The organism is Sphingobium baderi (assembly GCF_001456115.1).
Lineage (GTDB): Bacteria > Pseudomonadota > Alphaproteobacteria > Sphingomonadales > Sphingomonadaceae > Sphingobium > Sphingobium baderi_A.
The window spans coordinates 1,930,486-1,949,205 of record NZ_CP013264.1 but is presented as its reverse complement, the minus strand read 5'-3'; the positions used below and the strand labels follow the sequence as shown (position 1 = coordinate 1,949,205).

At 63.2% G+C, this 18,720-nt stretch carries 20 protein-coding genes and 1 tRNA gene; 16 read left to right on the top strand and 5 right to left on the bottom strand.

Going from position 1 to position 18,720, the window contains the following annotated elements; genetic code table 11:
- The first annotated feature begins 40 nt into the window (after positions 1-40).
- The 9 genes from ATN00_RS09730 (at position 41) to ATN00_RS09690 (ending at position 7,824) form a co-directional block, all read left to right on the top strand.
- Positions 41-1,036 carry an aspartate carbamoyltransferase catalytic subunit gene (locus ATN00_RS09730; protein WP_062064256.1) on the top strand — a complete coding sequence of 332 codons (996 nt, stop codon included), beginning with the start codon at positions 41-43 and terminating at the stop codon, positions 1,034-1,036.
- 32 nt (positions 1,037-1,068) lie between these two features.
- Complete coding sequence (locus tag ATN00_RS09725) at positions 1,069-2,292, top strand: dihydroorotase (RefSeq protein ID WP_062068624.1); 1,224 nt, start codon at positions 1,069-1,071, stop codon at positions 2,290-2,292.
- A gap of 222 nt (positions 2,293-2,514) precedes the next feature.
- Positions 2,515-3,432, top strand: coding sequence for a YihY/virulence factor BrkB family protein (locus ATN00_RS09720; RefSeq protein ID WP_062064254.1), 918 nt, complete (start codon positions 2,515-2,517; stop codon positions 3,430-3,432).
- A 53-nt stretch (positions 3,433-3,485) separates the two neighbouring features.
- Positions 3,486-3,561: transfer RNA gene (locus ATN00_RS09715), tRNA-Trp, on the top strand.
- 169 nt (positions 3,562-3,730) lie between these two features.
- Positions 3,731-3,937, top strand: coding sequence for a preprotein translocase subunit SecE (secE, locus tag ATN00_RS09710; protein WP_062064252.1), 207 nt, complete (start codon positions 3,731-3,733; stop codon positions 3,935-3,937).
- Positions 3,938-3,971: 34 nt separating this feature from the next.
- A complete protein-coding gene (nusG, locus tag ATN00_RS09705) occupies positions 3,972-4,508 on the top strand; it encodes a transcription termination/antitermination protein NusG (protein WP_062064250.1) in 537 nt (178 codons plus the stop codon).
- Between the two features lie 120 nt (positions 4,509-4,628).
- The gene (rplK, locus tag ATN00_RS09700) at positions 4,629-5,060 is read left to right on the top strand and encodes a 50S ribosomal protein L11 (RefSeq protein ID WP_062064248.1); all 432 of its coding nucleotides are present in this window, start codon (positions 4,629-4,631) and stop codon (positions 5,058-5,060) included.
- 4 nt (positions 5,061-5,064) lie between these two features.
- Positions 5,065-5,763: a 50S ribosomal protein L1 gene (rplA, locus tag ATN00_RS09695; RefSeq protein WP_021247341.1), complete on the top strand. Its 699-nt coding sequence runs from the start codon at positions 5,065-5,067 to the stop codon at positions 5,761-5,763.
- A 324-nt stretch (positions 5,764-6,087) separates the two neighbouring features.
- Entirely contained in the window at positions 6,088-7,824 is a 1,737-nt protein-coding gene (locus ATN00_RS09690) for a DEAD/DEAH box helicase (protein WP_062068622.1), read from the top strand.
- Between the two features lie 183 nt (positions 7,825-8,007).
- Here ATN00_RS09690 and ybaL read toward each other — a convergent pair whose 3' ends face one another.
- Both ybaL and ATN00_RS23665 read right to left on the bottom strand, forming a co-directional pair.
- Positions 8,008-9,642: a YbaL family putative K(+) efflux transporter gene (gene ybaL / locus ATN00_RS09685; RefSeq protein ID WP_062064246.1), complete on the bottom strand. Its 1,635-nt coding sequence runs from the start codon at positions 9,640-9,642 to the stop codon at positions 8,008-8,010.
- A 60-nt stretch (positions 9,643-9,702) separates the two neighbouring features.
- Positions 9,703-9,840, bottom strand: a complete 138-nt coding sequence (locus ATN00_RS23665; RefSeq protein WP_197413711.1) for a hypothetical protein — start codon at positions 9,838-9,840, stop codon at positions 9,703-9,705.
- A 659-nt stretch (positions 9,841-10,499) separates the two neighbouring features.
- On the opposite strand from ATN00_RS23665, the gene rplU reads away from it, so the two are divergent.
- The 3 genes from rplU to ATN00_RS09665 all read left to right on the top strand — a co-directional run bounded on the left by rplU (position 10,500) and on the right by ATN00_RS09665 (position 11,951).
- Positions 10,500-10,799: a 50S ribosomal protein L21 gene (gene rplU, locus ATN00_RS09675; protein WP_062064242.1), complete on the top strand. Its 300-nt coding sequence runs from the start codon at positions 10,500-10,502 to the stop codon at positions 10,797-10,799.
- 31 nt (positions 10,800-10,830) lie between these two features.
- Positions 10,831-11,100 carry a 50S ribosomal protein L27 gene (rpmA, locus tag ATN00_RS09670; protein ID WP_007683600.1) on the top strand — a complete coding sequence of 90 codons (270 nt, stop codon included), beginning with the start codon at positions 10,831-10,833 and terminating at the stop codon, positions 11,098-11,100.
- Positions 11,101-11,375: 275 nt separating this feature from the next.
- Entirely contained in the window at positions 11,376-11,951 is a 576-nt protein-coding gene (locus ATN00_RS09665) for a GNAT family N-acetyltransferase (protein ID WP_062064240.1), read from the top strand.
- A 35-nt stretch (positions 11,952-11,986) separates the two neighbouring features.
- On the opposite strand, the gene ATN00_RS09660 is transcribed toward ATN00_RS09665, so the two are convergent.
- Entirely contained in the window at positions 11,987-12,520 is a 534-nt protein-coding gene (locus ATN00_RS09660; RefSeq protein ID WP_062064239.1) for a GNAT family N-acetyltransferase, read from the bottom strand.
- A 97-nt stretch (positions 12,521-12,617) separates the two neighbouring features.
- On the opposite strand from ATN00_RS09660, the gene obgE reads away from it, so the two are divergent.
- Genes obgE through ATN00_RS09645 form a run of 3 tightly spaced genes read left to right on the top strand, consistent with a single transcriptional unit; the run spans position 12,618 to position 15,766 of the window.
- Positions 12,618-13,721, top strand: a complete 1,104-nt coding sequence (gene obgE, locus ATN00_RS09655; RefSeq protein WP_062064238.1) for a GTPase ObgE — start codon at positions 12,618-12,620, stop codon at positions 13,719-13,721.
- Positions 13,706-14,845: a glutamate 5-kinase gene (gene proB / locus ATN00_RS09650; RefSeq protein WP_062064236.1), complete on the top strand. Its 1,140-nt coding sequence runs from the start codon at positions 13,706-13,708 to the stop codon at positions 14,843-14,845. The genes obgE and proB overlap by 16 nt, the downstream gene beginning before the upstream one ends.
- 6 nt (positions 14,846-14,851) lie before the next feature.
- A complete protein-coding gene (locus tag ATN00_RS09645; RefSeq protein WP_231746438.1) occupies positions 14,852-15,766 on the top strand; it encodes an NAD-dependent epimerase/dehydratase family protein in 915 nt (304 codons plus the stop codon).
- A gap of 138 nt (positions 15,767-15,904) precedes the next feature.
- Here ATN00_RS09645 and ATN00_RS09640 read toward each other — a convergent pair whose 3' ends face one another.
- Complete coding sequence (locus ATN00_RS09640) at positions 15,905-16,426, bottom strand: CvpA family protein (protein ID WP_062064234.1); 522 nt, start codon at positions 16,424-16,426, stop codon at positions 15,905-15,907.
- An 11-nt stretch (positions 16,427-16,437) separates the two neighbouring features.
- Positions 16,438-17,805, bottom strand: coding sequence for a DNA repair protein RadA (gene radA / locus ATN00_RS09635; RefSeq protein ID WP_062064233.1), 1,368 nt, complete (start codon positions 17,803-17,805; stop codon positions 16,438-16,440).
- 211 nt (positions 17,806-18,016) lie between these two features.
- On the opposite strand from radA, the gene ATN00_RS09630 reads away from it, so the two are divergent.
- Positions 18,017-18,715, top strand: coding sequence for an endonuclease/exonuclease/phosphatase family protein (locus ATN00_RS09630; protein ID WP_156415252.1), 699 nt, complete (start codon positions 18,017-18,019; stop codon positions 18,713-18,715).
- The last annotated feature ends 5 nt before the right edge of the window (positions 18,716-18,720 follow it).

Below are 18,720 nucleotides of genomic sequence, written 5' to 3'. Positions count from 1 at the left end.
GGCTTGCCCTCCCTTGCGCCCTCGCCTAAAGGATCGGTTCATGCCCGAAATCACCATTCCATCCGCAACGCTCGAGCTGACAGGCCGGGCGTTGTTTCCGCATCGGCACCTGCTGTCGATTGCCGATCTCAAACCGTGGGAAATCCGGTTCTTGCTGGACGAGGCAGAGCAATGGGCGAAGGCTAATCGCGGCAATGCACGCAAGCATGATGACCGGCTTGCGGGGATGACGCAGATCAACGCCTTCTTCGAAAATTCGACCCGCACGCTGCTGTCCTTCGAGATCGCGGGCAAGCGGCTGGGCGCGGACGTCGTCAACATGCACGCGGGCCAGTCCAGCGTGAAGAAGGGCGAAACGCTGATTGACACGGCCATGACGTTGAACGCCATGGCCGCAGACGTGATCGTCATCCGTCATGCGAGTTCAGGAGCGGTTGCGCTGATCGCGGACAAGGTGGACTGCGCGGTGCTGAATGCGGGCGACGGATGGCATCAGCATCCGACGCAGGCACTACTCGACGCGCTGACCATCCGCCGGCGCAAAGGCGGTTTCGAAGGGCTGATCGTGGCGATCTGCGGCGATATATTGCACAGCCGGGTGGCGCGTTCGAACATGCTCAGCCTTGCCGCGCTGGGCGCACAAGTGCGGGCGGTGGCGCCGCCAACGCTGATGCCGCCGGAGGTCGAGATGCTGGGCGCGACGCCCTACACCCGCATGGATGAAGGGCTGGACGGCGTGGACGTGGTGATGATGTTACGCCTTCAGAACGAACGGATGGACGGAGCCTTCATCCCCTCCCCGCGCGAATATCATGTGCTCTACGGACTGACGCCGGAGCGGCTGGCGATAGCGAAACCCGATGCGCTGGTGATGCATCCGGGACCGATGAACCGGGGCGTCGAGATTTCAAGCAGTGTAGCGGACGATCCTGAGCGATCCGCGATCACCGAGCAGGTGGAAATGGGCGTGGCGGTACGCATGGCATGCCTTGACGTGCTGACCCGCGGCGCGCGGGGCGTGGAGGGTTGGTCTTGAACATCCCGGCCGACAACAAGGACTTGATGGGCATGAGCAAGCTCGCCATCATCAACGGGAAACTGGCCGATCCGGCGGGCGACAGGCTGACCGAGGGCTCGATCCTGATCGAGGGCGACCGGATCGTCGCGGCGGGTGACGTCACACTGCCGCAAGATGCGGAGAGGGTCGATGCTAAGGGATTGGTGGTCGCGCCGGGACTGGTGGATCTTGGGGTGTTCGCCACGGACAAGCCCGCCTTCCATTTCGGAGGAATTACGCGGGCGGCGTTAATGCCGGATCAATCCTCGCCTCTGGACGACGTGGGACTCATCCAGCAAGCGACGCGAGCCGGGAAGCCCGATTTCTGGGTGCATCCCATCGCGGCGGCGACGCGGGGCCTGAAAGGCATGGAACTGGCCGAGATCGGCATGATGCAGGCCGCCGGCGCGAAAGCCGTGGGCACAGGACGCCAGTGGATCGCGGATTCCGGCGTAATGCTGCGGGTGCTGTCCTATGCTTCGGGGCTGGGGCTGACAGTCATTACACACCCCGAAGATAGCGGCTTGACGGGCAAAGCGGTGGCGACCAGCGGCGAGACGGCGACGCGTCTGGGATTGCCGCACGCGCCTGCCTGCGCCGAAGCGATGGCCATCGCGCGCGACCTCATGCTGGCGCGGGAAACGGGCGCGGCTGTGCATTTCCGGCTGGTAACGACGAAGGCCGGTTTCGATCTGATCCGCGGGGCGAAGGCAGAGGGACTGAAAGTTACATGTGGCATCAGCCCGGCCTATCTGTTCCTGAATGATCAGGCCGTGACGGATTTCCGCACCTTCGCGCGCCTGTCTCCTCCACTTAGGTCGGAGGATGATCGCAAGGCCGCGCTGGAGGCGGTGCGCGACGGGTCTGTGGACGTCATCACCTCCGGCCACGATCCGCGCGGACCGGAAGACAAGCGGCTGCCCTTCGTCGATGCGTCGCCCGGCATGGCGGGGGCGGAAACGCTGCTGGCGCTATCACTCAATCTGGTGCGGGAAGGGCTGGTGTCGATCAATCGGCTCATGATGCTTCTAAGCGCCAATCCTGCGAAGATATTGGGCGTGAATGCGGGAGGATTCGGCACTGGGAGCGCGGCTGATCTGATCTTCGTCGATCCTGATGCGCCGTGGATCATCGATTCGGCAAAGATGGCGGCGCAGGCGGGCAATACGCCCTTCGACCGCGTCCCGGTTCAAGGACGCGTACGGCAGATCATGAAGGGCGGAGTTTTCCTTTAGGGATTATGCGACCTGCAACTCCGCTGTCTTGCAAGGATTGCTCCTGCCAAGGGTGGACATTCTCCATCGTCATGCTGAACCTGTTTCAGCGCCCATCAAGGCCACGCTATCGGCTTCCCCATAGCTTGCGACTCTGGAGAGGAGACGCAACCGCCATGGGAAGGGAACTCCCCGCTCCCTTGCGCGCTTGCTTATGGAAGATGCCGTAACAAGGGGGAGCCGATGAGAGAGATGATCGCGCAGCAGGTCCATGTCGATGCCCCATGGAAGATTCCGCCGCGGGCATGGTGGGAAATTTTGAAACGGGTCTACGCCGCCATTTCCGGGAATCATCTGACGCTGCTGGCCGCCGGAGTGGCCTATTATGCCTTCCTCAGCCTCGCGCCGCTGTTGGCGGCTGTCGTCATGACCTATGGCCTGTTCGGCGACCCGCAACTGGTGAGCCGCCATATGCAAGCGATCATCACCGTGGTTCCGGCCGACGCCGCATCGCTCATCAACGACCAGTTACTGGGGGTGGTGACGACCGCGAAAGGCGTGGCGGGCGTGGGATTGGCGGTCGCGCTGGCGCTGGCGGTCTATGGCGCGACGCGGGCGGCTTCGGCGGTGATGGAGGCGCTCAATGTGGTCTATGGGGAAAAGGAAGGGCGTGGCCTGTTCGCATTTTACCGGGTGTCGATGGGGATCACCTTTTCCGCCGTGCTGATCGTGGTCGCCGGCGTGTTCACCGCGACGGTCATCGGCCTGCTCCAAAAGCTGCTTACGGGATGGGGGCCAGGCGTGTTGTTCGCGATCAAGGCGACAACATGGCTGAGCGCAGGCCTGCTCGCGAGCGCAATTTTCGGCCTTATCTACCGCTTCGGCCCGAACCGGCGGCGAGCGCAGTGGCAATGGCTTACCGTGGGGTCGGTGGCCGCGACGCTGTGCTGGCTGGGCGCGACGCTGGCGGTGTCACTCTACGTCTCACATTTCGGCAATTACAACGAAACATATGGATCGTTGGGCGCGGTGGTGGTGCTACAACTCTGGCTGTTCGTCTCCGCCTTCGTCGTGCTGCTGGGCGCGCAGATCAATGCGGAGGCCGAGCGACAGACCAGTGCCGATACGTCCGTTGCAGACGCTGTGCCAATGGCGGCATAATCCTGCTTGCCCTGCCCGCCTGCCCACGCTAAAGCGCCCTCCTTCGCCAGTACAGGAGTGTAGCTCAGCTGGTAGAGCGTCGGTCTCCAAAACCGAATGCCGGGGGTTCGAGTCCCTCCACTCCTGCCACGCGAACCGCCGCTTTCTCTTGTTTTCATAGGGATTTGCGGATAGGAGCGCGGGCGAAGAATTGGGTCGCGGAGCGGCGGCCGCACCCCGGGACGCCGACATGGCGGGGTCCGGAGGGCGGACTGTTGCTTCGCGAATTGGTGTTGTTACGAAGGTTTTGAGGCAGGCGATGGCGAAGGTTTCTCCGGGCGAATTCGTCAATCAGGTGAAGACCGAGGCGTCGAAGATCGTGTGGCCAACGGGCCGCGAAACGGTGATGACGGCGGTGATGGTGGTCATTATGACGACGCTGCTGGGCCTCTTCTTCTTCGGCATCGACACCTTCTTCGGCGCGATCGTCCAGTGGCTGCTGGGCTTTGCGTCGGGTCGGGGCTGATATTTCGGCTTTTTTGGGAGTTTGAGACGGTAACATGGCGCGCTGGTACATCATCCACGCCTATTCGGGCTTCGAGAACAAGGTGAAGGAATCGATCCTCTCCGAAGCCGAGCGCATGGGCCTCTCTCAACTGGTCGAGCAGGTCGAGGTGCCGACCGAGACGATCACCGAGGTGAAGCGCGGCAAGAAGGTGCAGGTCGAACGCAAGTTCATGCCTGGCTATGTCCTCGCCAAGCTCGCCATGAACGACGACATCTACCACCTGGTCCGCAATACGCCCAAGGTGACGGGCTTCCTGGGATCGAGCGGCAAGCCGCAGGCGATCAGCGAATCGGAAGCCGCCCGCTATTTCGGCGCGCAGCAGGAAGCCGCCGCCGCGCCCAAGCACCAGGTCAGCGTCGATTACGAGATCGGCGACAGCGTCAAGGTGCTGGACGGCCCCTTCGCCAGCTTCAACGGCACAGTCGAAGAACTGGATTTCGAAAAGAACCGGGTCAAGGTGTCGGTGTCGATCTTCGGCCGCGCCACGCCGGTCGAACTGGATTTCGAACAGGTCGAACTGTCGAAATAAGGATTTTCGGGCTTCTGGCCCGGAAGTGCCGCGGGAGGATCGCTTCGGTGATCCGTCAACACCGCTAAACTTGAACCGGAAGGCCGGATTTTCGTCCTTCCAGCAATAGAGTGAGTGAAAATGGCCAAGAAGATTACGGGCTATATCAAGCTCCAGGTGCCCGCTGGAGCCGCCAACCCCTCGCCGCCGATCGGCCCTGCTTTGGGTCAGCGCGGCGTGAACATCATGGAATTCTGCAAGGCGTTCAACGCGCAGACGGAAAAGGTGGAAAAGGGCACGCCGCTGCCGACCATCATCACCGTCTATGCGGACCGCAGCTTTTCGTTCACCACGAAGCAGCCGCCGGCCACCTACCTCATCAAGAAGGCCGTGAACCTCAAGTCCGGTTCGAAGGAACCCGGCAAGGTCGTCGCCGGAACGATCAAGCGCTCGCAGCTCGCCGAAATCGCGCAGGCCAAGATGGCCGACCTCAACGCGAACGACATCGACGCGGCGACGAAGATCATCGAAGGCTCCGCCCGCGCGATGGGCCTCGAAGTGGTGGAGGGCTGAGATCATGGCAAAGCTGACGAAGAAGGCGAAGGTCCTGGCCGCTGCCGTGGACAAGGAAAAGCTGCACGGCGTTGACGAAGCGCTGGGCCTCATCAAGACCCACGCGACCGCGAAGTTCGACGAAAGCGTCGAAATCGCGATCAACCTGGGCGTCGATCCCCGTCACGCCGACCAGATGGTCCGCGGCGTCGTCACCCTGCCCGCAGGCACCGGCAAGACCGTGCGCGTCGCCGTGTTCGCCCGTGGCGACAAGGCCGAAGCCGCGACCGCCGCTGGCGCCGACATCGTGGGCGCGGAAGACCTGCTGGACAGCATCCAGGCGGGCAATATCGACTTCCAGCGCGTGATCGCGACCCCTGACATGATGGGTCTGGTCGGCCGTCTGGGCAAGGTCTTGGGCCCCAAGGGCCTGATGCCGAACCCGAAGCTGGGCACCGTCACGCCGAACGTCGCCGAAGCGGTCAAGGCCGCCAAAGGCGGTCAGATTGAGTTCCGCGTCGAAAAGGCCGGTATCATTCACGCGGGTCTCGGCAAGGCCAGCTTCAGCCAGGACGATCTTCGCAAGAATTTCGACGCCTTCGTCGATGCGATCGTCAAAGCGAAGCCCGCCGGCGCCAAGGGCAAATATGTCCGCAAGATCGCGCTCTCGTCCTCGATGGGTCCGGGCGTGAAGGTCGACGTGGCGGAAGTAGCCGCCGCCTGATCGGACGTTTTTAACGGATAGGGGAGCCTCCTTCCTCCGCGCGGGGAAGGAGGCTTTCTTCTTTTTCGGGAAGTCTGCTAAGGGGCTTTCCGATTTCGCCTTCCTTCGGGAAAGCGCCAGGATTGCCTCGCCGAAACTGAGCGAGGCCAGAGGTCGTTCCACCTTCTGCAACTTCAAAAGAAAGAGCGGAGCCTCCAGAGGTTCAGCCCGAACGGATGAGGGGGGATGGGACGTTACCCGGATGGGAAGCTGGGAACCTGGCTCGGCACAGATCAAGATACCGTCGGCAGAGGCGGGTCGCTTATTCCGACGGACAAACAGAACATGACTTTTGAACATCTCCCTACCCTGCTCGCCGACGCGCTCGGCAAGAAGGGCTATGAAAACCTGACTCCGGTGCAAGCTCAGGTGACGCAGACCGAGGCGGAAGGCCGCGACCTGGTGGTTTCCGCGCAGACCGGATCGGGCAAGACCGTGGCCTTCGGCCTTGCCATGGCGGGGGAATTGCTGGACGAGGCGGGGAAGCTGCCTGTTCCGGGCAGACCGCTGGGACTGGTGATCGCACCGACGCGCGAACTGGCGCTGCAGGTGAGCCGGGAGCTGGAGTGGCTCTACGGCGCAGCGCGGGCGCGGATCGCGACCTGTGTGGGCGGCATGGACGCTTCCAAGGAGCGGCGGGCGCTGTCCCATGGCGCGCATATCGTCGTGGGCACGCCAGGACGTCTGCGCGACCATCTGGAGCGCGGGGCGCTGGACTTGTCAGATCTGCGGACAGCCGTGCTCGATGAAGCGGACGAGATGCTAGACATGGGGTTCCGCGAGGATCTGGAAGAGATACTGGACGCGACGCCGGAAGGTCGGCGGACGCTGCTGTTCTCCGCCACGATGCCCAAGCCCATCGTAGCGCTGGCAAGGCGTTATCAGAAGGATGCGCTACGGATCTCCACGGTCAGCGATGAGCGCGGCCATGGCGACATCAGTTATCAGGCGCTGACGGTCGCACCCGCCGACATTGAGAATGCAGTGGTCAACCTGCTGCGCTTTCACGAGGCGGAGACGGCGATCCTCTTTTGCGCGACACGGGACAATGTACGGCATCTGCATGCGAGTTTGACGGAGCGGGGATTTGCCGCCGTGGCCCTGTCGGGGGAACATAGCCAGAATGAACGCAATCATGCATTGCAGGCGCTACGTGACAAGCGAGCGCGGGTGTGTGTGGCGACGGACGTGGCGGCGCGTGGCATCGATCTGCCGAACCTCTCCCTCGTCGTCCATGTCGAGCTGCCGCGCGATGCGGAAACAATGCAGCACCGTTCGGGCCGCACCGGGCGCGCGGGGAAGAAGGGAACGGCGGTGCTGATCGTGCCCTATCCGCGCCGCCGCCGGGTTGAATCCATGCTGCGGGGCGCAAAGATCCCCGTCGAGTGGGGCACACCGCCCAGCCGCGAGGCCATTCAGGAACAGGATAATGCGCGGCTGCGCGCTGCCCTGATGGAAAGGGCCGAACTGGACGAGGCTGACTGGGCGCTGGGCGCGGAACTGCTTGAGGAAAAAAGCGCGAAGGAAATCGCGGCCATGTTGGTGCGTAGCGCCCGCGCCGCTCTGCCCCAGCCGGAGGAACTGCTCGACGCCAGCGAAGCGCCGCTTCGGCGCGATGGGCCGCGTCCCGGTTTCGAGGATACGGTCTGGTTCCGCATGGACATCGGACGACGGCAGAATGCCGACCCCCGCTGGATATTGCCGTTGGTCTGTCGCCGTGGCCATGTCAGCCGTGGCGAGATCGGCGCGATCCGCATCGCCGCCAACGAGACGTTGTTCGAAATTCCCTCTGCCATCGCATCGCGCTTCATGGCGGCGGTAAAACGGACGGGGCAGGCGAATGACGAGGGCGCGGAAGTCGCAATCGAGCAAATTGAAGGCACGCCGCGCGAGCAAGCCCGCGAACATCGTAAAGGCGGCCCACGGCCAGGCAATGGCGATCGCCCTCGGAGCGGGGCACCACACAGCCCGCGGCCGTTCAAGGGACCAAAGCGCGGCGGCCCGCGCAAACCGCGCGGATAATTCACCCTTTCGCCATCATGGCCACTTCCGGCGCGGACTCCGCCCGGAACCAAGAAGCAGTCATCGGCGTCCGCGATTTTTCGCTGGACGCCGATGACATCTTCCGGGTTGCCGCGCAGGATGCGGCAGGCGCCCAATTAAGCCATGTCGACCGCCCTTGGCATAACGTCAGCCTGAAGAGCTTCAGCCAGCCCCGCAAAGAGCCAGCATGCGCGATGCAAGTTCCCGCTCGCCCATGACGATGTGGGGCACGCCCAACCCTTCCAGATGCGCGACCTCCGCATCGCTATGGGCGCGGGCAATGACCTGCAGATCGGGGTTGAGATGGCGCGCATGTTCGTGGATCGCGCCGCCTTCGAAGCCTTCGGGCACGGCGATGAGCAAGCGGCGCGCTTCCGTTATGCCTGCCGCCTTCAGGTGCCGGTCCTCCAGCGCGCTGCCGCGCACTACGGATAGGCCCGCCTCCTCGGCCTCCTCCGCCCGGTCAGCATCACCTTCCATCACGACGAAATGGACGTTGCGTTCGGCGAGGCGCGACGCGATCAGTTTTCCCACGCGCCCATAGCCCACCAGAATGACATGGCCCATGCGGGGCTTTTCTGGTGTCGGCTCTTCATTTTCTTCCCTTTCCTCCTCCTTGCGATCGCGCACGACCAGGGAAAAGATTATCGGGTTGAGCAGGATCGACACGATCGCGCCGGCCAGTATCAAATCGCGTCCCTCGGCCGGGAGCACGCCCAGACCAGTGCCCAGCGATGCAAGAATAAAAGAAAATTCGCCAATCTGCGCGAGGCTCGCCGAAATGGTGAGCGCCGTGTCCGTAGGATGACCGAAGGCGCGCACGATAGCGAAAGCGGCGATTGTTTTGCCGATGATAATGATCGCGACGGTCGCAAGCAACAGCAGCGGCTGCTGCACCAAAACGGCAGGATTGAACAGCATTCCCACTGACACGAAGAACAGCACCGCAAAGGCATCGCGCAACGGCAGTGTTTCCTCCGTCGCCCGGCGGCTGAGCGGCGTTTCGCCCAGGATCATGCCCGCGAAGAAAGCGCCCAACGCGAAAGACACGTCAAAGGCGACCGCCGCACCGAAGGCCACGCCCAACGCGATGGCGAGCACAGCGAGACGGAACAACTCACGAGAACCGGTATGGACAACCCAATGCAGCGCCCATGGGATGACACGGCGCCCAACTATCAACATCAGCGCGACGAAGCCTGCTACCTTGAGCAGGGTTCCGAACAGCGGAAGGAGCAACGCTTCCATGCCTCCGCCCGTTTCCGCACTATTCATCACTCCCGCGAGCGCCGGAAGCAACACGAGGGCCAGCACCATGACCAGATCCTCGACGATCAGCCAGCCCACTGCTATCCGCCCGCGCTGCGTTTCGACGAGGTCAGCGCCTTGCAACGCACGAAGCAGGACGACCGTGCTGGCGACGGAAAGCGCAAGACCGAAAACAAGGCCGCCCATAATGGACCAGCCCTGTGACCAGGCGAGCGCCATACCGAGCAACGTGGCGACCGCGATTTGCCCGATGGCGCCCGGCACGGCGATCTTCCGCACGGACAACAGGTCGCGCAGAGAAAAGTGGAGGCCCACGCCAAACATCAGCAGGATGACGCCTATTTCCGCCAGCTCATTGGCAAGGCTGGCGTTCGCGACGAAGCCGGGCGTGAACGGACCCACCATGATGCCGGCGAGCAAATAGCCGACCAGCGGCGAAAGTTTCAGACGATGGGCGATAGCGCCCAGAATGAACGCAACGACAAGACCTGCAACGATAGTGCCGATCAGCGGCGTGTGATGGGGCATAGAAATCCTTTGTTTCTGTCCACCGGCGGATGGCTCAGCCATCCGCCGGCACTATATCCTTCATTCCATGGCGGTCAGCAAGGCGGCAGACATAAGAGCCGCAGCCGCGCCAAGACCGGACATGACCGCTGGCATGAACCACCAGGGTGGGCGACGGCGGGAACGACTGCCCCCGCGCCGCACTCTCTTGCGGGACATCAGCGCACTCCTTCTTCAAGAAAGGACGAGCCGGGCCGCATGGGAGATGCAGGCCGGCAACGGCTGTCTTTTCAGGAGAGCGGCGGCGCGCGCGCCGGAGGACGATGACCGATAGCGGTGGAAGCGAGAATCTTCGCAAAATGAAGGGCAAGTGCGTTTGGCGTATGCAAAACACAGAGGGAAATCGCGAACCCGCAAAGGATTGGCAGAACTGAAAGCGGGACAGCATAAGGCAGGGACTTAAGCCCCTCGCCATCGGGCCGGATCACCCTGTTCACCTGCGGCCCGGCAGGCGATCGGGCTTTCAGCACCACGGCGGTCGTCGCGGGATTGAAGGCGGACCCCATGAGCTTGCTTGATGGAGGACCAAGCGGCGCCAGCGCGCAAAGCAGAGCTACGCAGATTGCCATCCACAACGTCGCGAGAAAGAGCGGGCAGCCCTTTCCTGCGTCGTCCCTGCGGCGTGGTAGCAACATGCGGTTCCCTTTCTTTCGGTAGAAATAGGGAATGAAAACGCTGAAAACCAGTGCCAATGCCACCCCATATCGGTTGACATAGGCGAGTCATTACCTTACCGGGCCACATTCCCGCGCGGGTCGGCAGGACTTTCGTCCTCAATGATCTGCGTAAAGCAGATTTGAACAAGAAGAGACAGAGCCATGTTCGCAGTCGTGCGCACAGGCGGCAAGCAATATCGCGTCGCCGCCGGAGACAAGATCGTCGTCGAAAAGCTGGCCGGTGAGGCTGGCGACAAGGTAACCCTGGACGATGTCCTGTTCGCCGGTGAAGGCGGCAAGGCGCAAGACGCCAACAAGCTGACCGTCGCCGCCGAAATCATCGCGCAGGCGAAAGGCGAGAAGGTCATCGTCTTCAAGAAGCGCCGTCGTCACAATTACCGCCGCAAGAACGGCCACCGCCAGAATCACACGATCCTGAAGATCGTGTCGATCGGCGCCTGAGCCGCAGCTAGAGATTTAAGGAGTTTAGGTCATGGCACATAAGAAAGCTGGCGGTTCGTCGCGTAACGGTCGCGATTCGGAATCCAAGCGCCTTGGCGTCAAGAAGTTCGGCGGTCAGGAAGTGATCGGCGGCAACATCATCATTCGCCAGCGCGGCACCCGCGTCTATCCCGGCCGTAACGTCGGCATGGGCAAGGACCACACGCTGTTCGCGCTCGGGGAAGGCCGCGTGGTATTCCACACCGGTAAGCTCGGCCGCAAATATGTATCGGTCGACGCGATGGCCGAAGCCGCAGAATAACGGACGATCGATGACGGATCGTCCTTCGCAAGGGCGATCCTCCCGGTAGAAAGCCATTTGGCGAACTGCCGGCGTTCGAGGGAAACAAGGGGCGCCCCATCCCAGGGAGCGCCCCTTTTTCTATTCGTCCGGCTCTTCCTTCATTTTCCCTCAAACCGCTGGAACCCAAGCCTTTTTCGCACGTCTATCGCGCAGCCAAGGCAGCCAGTCGAGAGCGTCGCCAAGCCGTAACTTTTGTGGGCCATGGGCGCTGCAGAAAAGAGGAGAGATCTATCATGTTCGCCCGTACCCCCCGCCTGCTGCTTCGGCCCGGCTGGAAGGAGGATGCAAATGCCCTGGCCCAGGCAATCGACGATACTGCAATCCTGCGGAACCTGACCCGCGTGCCCAGCCCTTATCGGCCGCAGGACGCCGAAGCCTTTCTGTCGATGCCGCAGGACTCGCTTCAGCCGCGTCTGCTGATCTTTGCGCGCACGCAGGGAGCGCCGCGTCTCGTCGGTGGATGTGGAATCGAACGATGCGCCGACGGCACGCCGGAACTGGGTTATTGGATCGCGCGCGCCTATTGGGGCCTTGGTTTTGCCACCGAAGCCACTCGCGCCCTGCTCAGCATGACTCGCGCCAGCGGTCTGCGGGGCGTGCGCGCGGCCCATTTCGCGGACAATCCCGCTTCGGGTCATGTGCTGCGGAAGATGGGCTTCCACTTCACCGGCCGTGTCGAAAAACGGCGCAGCCATGGTCGTGAAAACGCCGCCGACTGCCTGATTTTCGAAGAAGGTGAAAGCGCGCTCATGCCGGTGGACCCGGCACTCGACATCTATGGCGACGCCCTGCCCGCCCTGGCGGCATAAGGGCGCAATTCGGGCCGGGAGCCAAACTCCCGGTCCTATCCGGTTGAGGCGCGGGGACGGTCCAGGATTTCGACGGGGGTTCCGTCGATCAGGGCTTTTCCTATACTGGAGAAGCCCTGTTTCCCGGCCACCCGGAACGATGCGACATTGTCGCCTTCGATAATACAGCGAATCGCGGGAGCGTCGATATGGGCGTCGGCCCAGCGCAGCACCGCCCCGACCGCTTCAGAGGCGATTCCCCTACCCCAGGCGGACGGTAAAAAGACCCAGCCGATTTCCGGCACACCCTCCAGCTCCGCAATGCCGCGACAGGCGCTTAGCAGGCCAGCTTCACCCAGAAAGGCGCCTGTCGCGCAGTCCTCCACCACCCACATGCCATAGCCAAGGAGTTGCCACATGCCCGCATAGCGTAGCATGCGGAACCAGACCGCCTGCGTATCCTGCGTCGCGCCGCCGATATGGCGAACCACCTCGGCATCACTCCAGAGCATGCGGCAGGCAAGAAAATCCTCCTGCCGGTGGGGACGCAGGACCAGTCTTTCGCTATGCAGCGTGGGCGCATGGGTCATGATCCCGCCATGATGACGCCCCCTCTCCCACCGTCAAGCGGCAGGCCCCCTTCCATCGCCGGTTTAACTTCACCGCATAAGCGGCTATGGGCGCGCGATGCACTTTCTCGATCAAGCCAAGATTTTCATCAAGTCCGGCTGGGGCGGCCCCGGAGCGGTCAGTTTCCGGCGCGAAAAATATGTGGAATATGGCGGCCCCGACGGCGGCAATGGGGGCAAGGGAGGCGACATCATCTTTGAAGCCGTCGCAGGCCTCAATACTTTGATCGACTTTCGCTATACCCAGCATTTCAAAGCACAGCGCGGCATGCCTGGCGCGGGCAAGAACCGCTATGGCGCTGGCGGCGACGATCTGGTCATCAAGGTTCCCGTCGGCACGCAGATCCTCTCCGATCCCCAGCCGATCGAAGGCACGGAGGACGAGGACGGCATCCCCGAATATGAGGAGCAGGAGGTGTTGGCCGACTTCACCCAGGTCGGGCAACGGCTCGTGCTGCTGCGCGGGGGCGACGGCGGGCGGGGCAACCTGTCCTACAAGACCAGCACCAACCGCGCGCCGCGCCAACATGGCACGGGATGGCCGGGACAGGAAATGTGGGTGTGGCTGCGATTGAAACTGCTGGCCGATGTCGGGCTATTGGGGATGCCCAATGCTGGCAAATCGACCTTCATCAATCAGGTCACCAATACGAAGGCGAAGGTGGGGGCGTATGCCTTCACCACCACCAAGCCGCAATTGGGCGTCGTGCTCCATCGGGATCGGGAGTTCGTGCTGGCGGATATTCCGGGCCTGATCGAAGGCGCGGCCGAGGGTGCGGGGATCGGCGACCGATTCCTGGGGCATATCGAGCGGTGCAGAGTATTGGTGCATCTGGTCGACGCGACAGGCGACGATCCAGTCGAGGCATTTCGGATCGTGCAGGACGAACTGGCCGCCTATGGCGCGGGGCTGGACGAAAAACCGCAGCTGGTGGCGCTGAACAAGGGCGACCTGTTAGGGCAGGAATTGATGGAAGACATCGCGGCGCAGCTTCGCGACGAGGCGGGCGTGGTCGATATGTTCATCATCTCCGGCGCGACCGGCGAAGGCGTAGGCGCTTTGCTGGACGCCGTGCTGCCCTTGCTGGGGGAGGCACAGAATAAGGGCGAAGCGCCGGATGATGAGGGCGAGGAAGGCGAAAGCACATGGTCGCCCCTGTAACGCCTCTCTCCGGCTTCCTACCCGCACAAATCCGCCGTCTGGTCATCAAAATCGGCTCGGCATTGCTGGTCGATCCCGATGGCCAGGTGCGTGAAAACTGGCTCCGCACGCTGGTCGCCGATGTGGCGGAGCGACGCGCGGCGGGGCAGCAGGTCATCATCGTGTCGTCCGGGGCCATCGCGCTGGGCGCGCGGCGGCTGAAACTCCCCAAGGGCGGGCGCGGGTCGCTGGAAGACGCGCAGGCAGCGGCGGCGACCGGGCAGATCACCCTGTCGCAATGCTGGGCCAGCTTGCTGCACGAAAACGGCATCACCGCCGCGCAGATGCTGGTGACGCTGGACGATCTGGAGAATCGGCGGCGCTATCTTAACGCTTCGGCGACGCTGGAGCGGCTGATGCAGTTGAACGTCGTGCCGGTGGTCAATGAAAATGACAGCGTGGCCACGGCGGAGATCCGCTTCGGCGACAATGACCGGCTGGCGGCGCGCATCGGACAGGCGGCACGGGCTGACGCGGTTGTGCTCCTTTCGGACGTGGATGGGCTTTACAGCGCCAACCCGCATGCCGATGCGAACGCCATGTTGATAGAGACAATCGAGCGCATCGATGCGCGGATCGCGGGCATGGCGGACAGCGGGTCCGCTTCGGGCATGGGATCGGGGGGCATGACCTCCAAGATCGAGGCCGCGCGAATCGCGACGAGCGCGGGCGCGCACCTCGCCATCATTTCGGGCAAGGTGGAAGCGCCGCTGTCTCATTGGGCGAAGGACGGGCGCGGGTCGATCTTCCTCGCTGCCCCCGCAAAGCGCGCGCGCAAGGGATGGCTGGCGGGCCGGTTGACGGTGCGCGGGCGGATCGTCGTCGATGCGGGCGCGGAAAAGGCTCTGGGCAAGGGCAACAGTTTGCTCCCGGCAGGCGTAGCGAAGGTGGAAGGCATTTTCGCACGGGGCGATGTGGTCGATATATTGACGGAAGACGGCCGGGTGATCGCGCGCGGCCTGATCGAATATGATAGCGATGAAGCCGCACGGATCGCAGGGAAGCGAAGCGAGGACATCGCCGCGCTGCTGGGTCATCTGCCCCGATCGGTGCTGGTCCATCGCGACCATCTCGCGATGGTCTGACCCCCCATGACACTTCGCATCGCCATGACCGGCGCGACGGGATTCGTCGGCGCCGAAACGCTCAACCAAGCGCTGGAATCCGGATATTATGTAAGCGCCCTTACCCGCCGGGCGCAACCGCCGCGCGCACGGCTTAAATGGGTGCCAGGGTCGCTGGACGATGCCGCCGCGCTGGATACGCTGGTGCGCGACGTGGACGCGGTGATTCATATTGCAGGCGTGGTGAATGCGCCGGACCGCGACAGCTTTGAGGTCGGCAATGCGCGCGGGACGATAGCGGTGGTCGATGCCATGCGAAAGCGCGGTGTCAGGCGGCTGGTGCATGTATCTTCGCTGGCCGCGCGCGAGCCGGGGCTGTCGGACTATGGCTGGTCCAAGGAACTGGCCGAGCGGCATGTGAAAGCCAGCGGGCTGGATTGGACCATCGTGCGCCCGCCCGCTATTTACGGACCGGGCGACCAGGAGATGCTGGAACTGTTCCGCATGGCGAAGCGGGGCGTGATGCTGCTGCCACCGGGCGGGCGGCTTTCAGTGATCGAGGTCAGCGATCTGGCGCGGCTGCTGCTGACGCTGACGGGCGAGACGGATATGAGCCTCGCGCAGACCTATGAGGTCGATGACGGCACGCCACAGGGATGGGATCATCAGGATTTCGGGCAGGCAATCGGGCATGCGCTGGGGCGGACGGTGCGGACCATGGCGACACCCGCATGGCTGCTGGGCGCGGGCGCGCGGATGGACCGTTTCTTCCGAGGCAAGGGCGCGAAGCTGACGCCCGACCGGGTGCGCTATTTCTGTCACCCCGACTGGGTAGCCGCTATGGGGCAACATCCGCCCAGGGCACTGTGGTCGCCGGAGGTAGCGACCGAGGATGGACTGAAGGCGACGGTGCAGGCTTATCGGGTCAAGGGGTGGTTGTAGGAGACGGCTTTTGTCCGCCTTGATGGCTTCGCGAACTGACCACTGATCCCATATATGCCGTGCATCCGCGAAGGCAGGAGCACGGGCTTGTTTAACGGCAAAGCCTAGCCAAAAACCGCCGCCCGCCGGATCTGCGTCTTAATTCGCTGCCGGTTCCGCAGGCTTCTGCGCGCGTCGTTCCGCGACAAATTCGCTGATCGCCTGTCCACTCGCGTTGAGCAGCGGATAGGTGCGCGCGTCAGACAGCCAATCGGGGCGGCGCGCGCCGCTGCCGTAGAAAGTATCGTAGACAAGGCTGAAAGCGAGGAAGAACAGGGTCGCGCCGATCAGGCCCTTGATCGCGCCGAAGCCGCCACCGAGCACACGGTCGACCGGACCAAGGATCGACTGGCGCGTGCGCTTGCCGATGGCATGGGCGAGCAGTTTTCCCGCCGCGAAGGTCACGCCGAACACCAGCACCAACGCCAGCATCGCCGCGCCGCTTTCCGTACCGATGAGCGGGGTCAGCAGTTCAGCAACCGAAGCATGGAACAAACGGATGGCGAAGATCGCCAATACCCAGGCAATCAGCGAGAGCGTTTCCTGCACGAAACCGCGCATCAAACCGAAAATGGCGCAACCGCCGATGGCGAGGAGGACGAGGATGTCGACGGCGTTCATGGCATGGCTGGCTATCCGCGCCCGAGCATCTGGTCAACAAGCTGTGAGAGAGCACGATAACCGCTGACCGAAATGCCCTTCACACCATCGGCAGCGGCGGCAGGAACGAACGCGCGGTTGAAGCCGAGCTTGGCCGATTCGCGCAGACGCAGCGGCGCATGGGCGACGGGACGGATTTCGCCCGAAAGCGCCACTTCACCGAACAGCACGACATCAGCGGGAACCGGGCGTTCGGTGAGCGCGGACATAAGCGCGGCGGCAACGGCAAGATCAGCCGCCGGGTCCGACAGGCGATAGCCACCCGCCACGTTCAGATAGACTTCGCAGGTGGAGAAGCTGAGACCGCAGCGCGCCTCCAGCACGGCGAGAACCATGGCGAGCCGCCCGCTGTCCCAACCGACCACCGCGCGGCGAGGCGTCGCGCCGCTCGACAGGCGGACGACCAGCGCCTGGATTTCGACCAGAACGGGGCGCGTCCCTTCCAGCGCGGGGAATACCGTTGCCCCCGTCACACTTTCATCACGGTGGGTGAGGAACAAGGCAGAAGGGTTGGCGACTTCCTCCAACCCCTCTGCCACCATGGCGAAGACCCCAATCTCATCTGTGCCGCCGAAGCGGTTCTTGATCGCGCGCAGGATGCGATATTGGTGGCTTCGCTCGCCTTCGAAGCTCAGCACCGTGTCGACCATATGTTCGAGGACGCGGGGACCGGCGATGCTGCCATCCTTGGTCACATGGCCCACCATGACAAGCGCGGTGCCGCGCTGCTTGGCGAAGCGGATGAGTTCCTGAGCCGAGGCCCGAACCTGACTGACGGTGCCGGGCGCACCTTCGATCAGGTCGCTGTGCATCGTCTGGATCGAATCGATGACGAGCAGCGCAGGCGGCTCCCCTTCCCCCAACGTGGTCAATATATCGCGGACGGAGGTGGCGCTGGCGAGTTGCACCGGCGCCGTGCCAAGGCCGAGGCGTTGGGCACGCAGGCGAACCTGATCGGTGGCTTCCTCCCCGCTGATATAGGCGACCGACAGACCGCGGGCAGCGATGCGGGCGGCGGCTTGCAGGAGAAGCGTGGATTTGCCGATACCCGGATCGCCACCAATCAGCGTGGCGGAACCGGAGACTATGCCGCCGCCCAATGCGCGGTCGAACTCGGCTATCCCGGTACTGGTGCGGTCGGGCAATTGAACGGTGCTGTCCAGGCCGACGAGGGAAATCCCCCTGCCTCCGGTCTGAAGATCGTGGCGCGCGGAAAAGACGGTTTCGGCCGCTTCCTCGACAATGCTGTTCCATTCCCCGCAATCGTCGCACTGGCCCTGCCAGCGGCCCGATATGGTGCCGCATTGCTGACAGACGAATTTACGCTTTGCCTTTGCCATGATCCACGCATATCAGAACATATATAGAACACAATCCCGGCTGGCGGTTTGGTTAGGATTTTCGCCTTTGGGTGGAGGGTGGACATTCCCTTATCTCCATTCGCCCTGAACGAAGGTGGGTTGTCCGCAACTGGCCGGATGCAGAAATTCAAGAGCGAGCAAGCTGCATTGCCCCTTGGAAACGAAGGGGCTTCTGACGCATTACATCACCATGAAGTCCATTCGCATCGCCAGCTACAATATCCGCAAGGCCATCGGCACCGACCGCCGCCGCATCCCAGAACGAGTGATCGACGTGCTGAACGAAGTCGACGCCGACATCATTGCGCTCCAGGAAGCCGACAGGCGATTCGGCGTGCGGTCTGCGGCCCTCCCGCCGCTGCTGCTCGACAGCCAGAGCGGCTATAAGGCTGTGCCGCTCAACGTGCAGACCGACTCAATGGGCTGGCACGGTAATGCGATCCTCGTCCGCAAGGGTGCGGAGGTTGGCGCGCATGATGTGATTCACCTCCCCTGCCTGGAACCGCGCGGCGCAACGATGGCGGAAGTGACGCTGAACAGCGCGACCATACGCGTGTTCGGGATGCATCTGGACCTGTCGGGCCTGTGGCGGCGGCGACAGGCTTCAGCGATGATCCACGCGGCGGCGCAGGGCGCGGCAATGCCCACGGTGCTGATGGGCGACCTCAATGAATGGAGCGCGGACCGGGGGTGCCTGGCCGACTTCGCGCGGCACTATAATTTTGCGCCCTGCGGACGGAGTTTCCATGCGCGGCGGCCGGTGGCGCGACTCGACCGGATCATGCATTGCGGGCGGCTGAAGCTGGCGGATAGCGGCGTCCATGAAAGCGCGGCGGCGCGCAAGGCGTCGGATCATCTGCCGATCTGGGCGGAGTTCCGGCTTGACTGACGCCC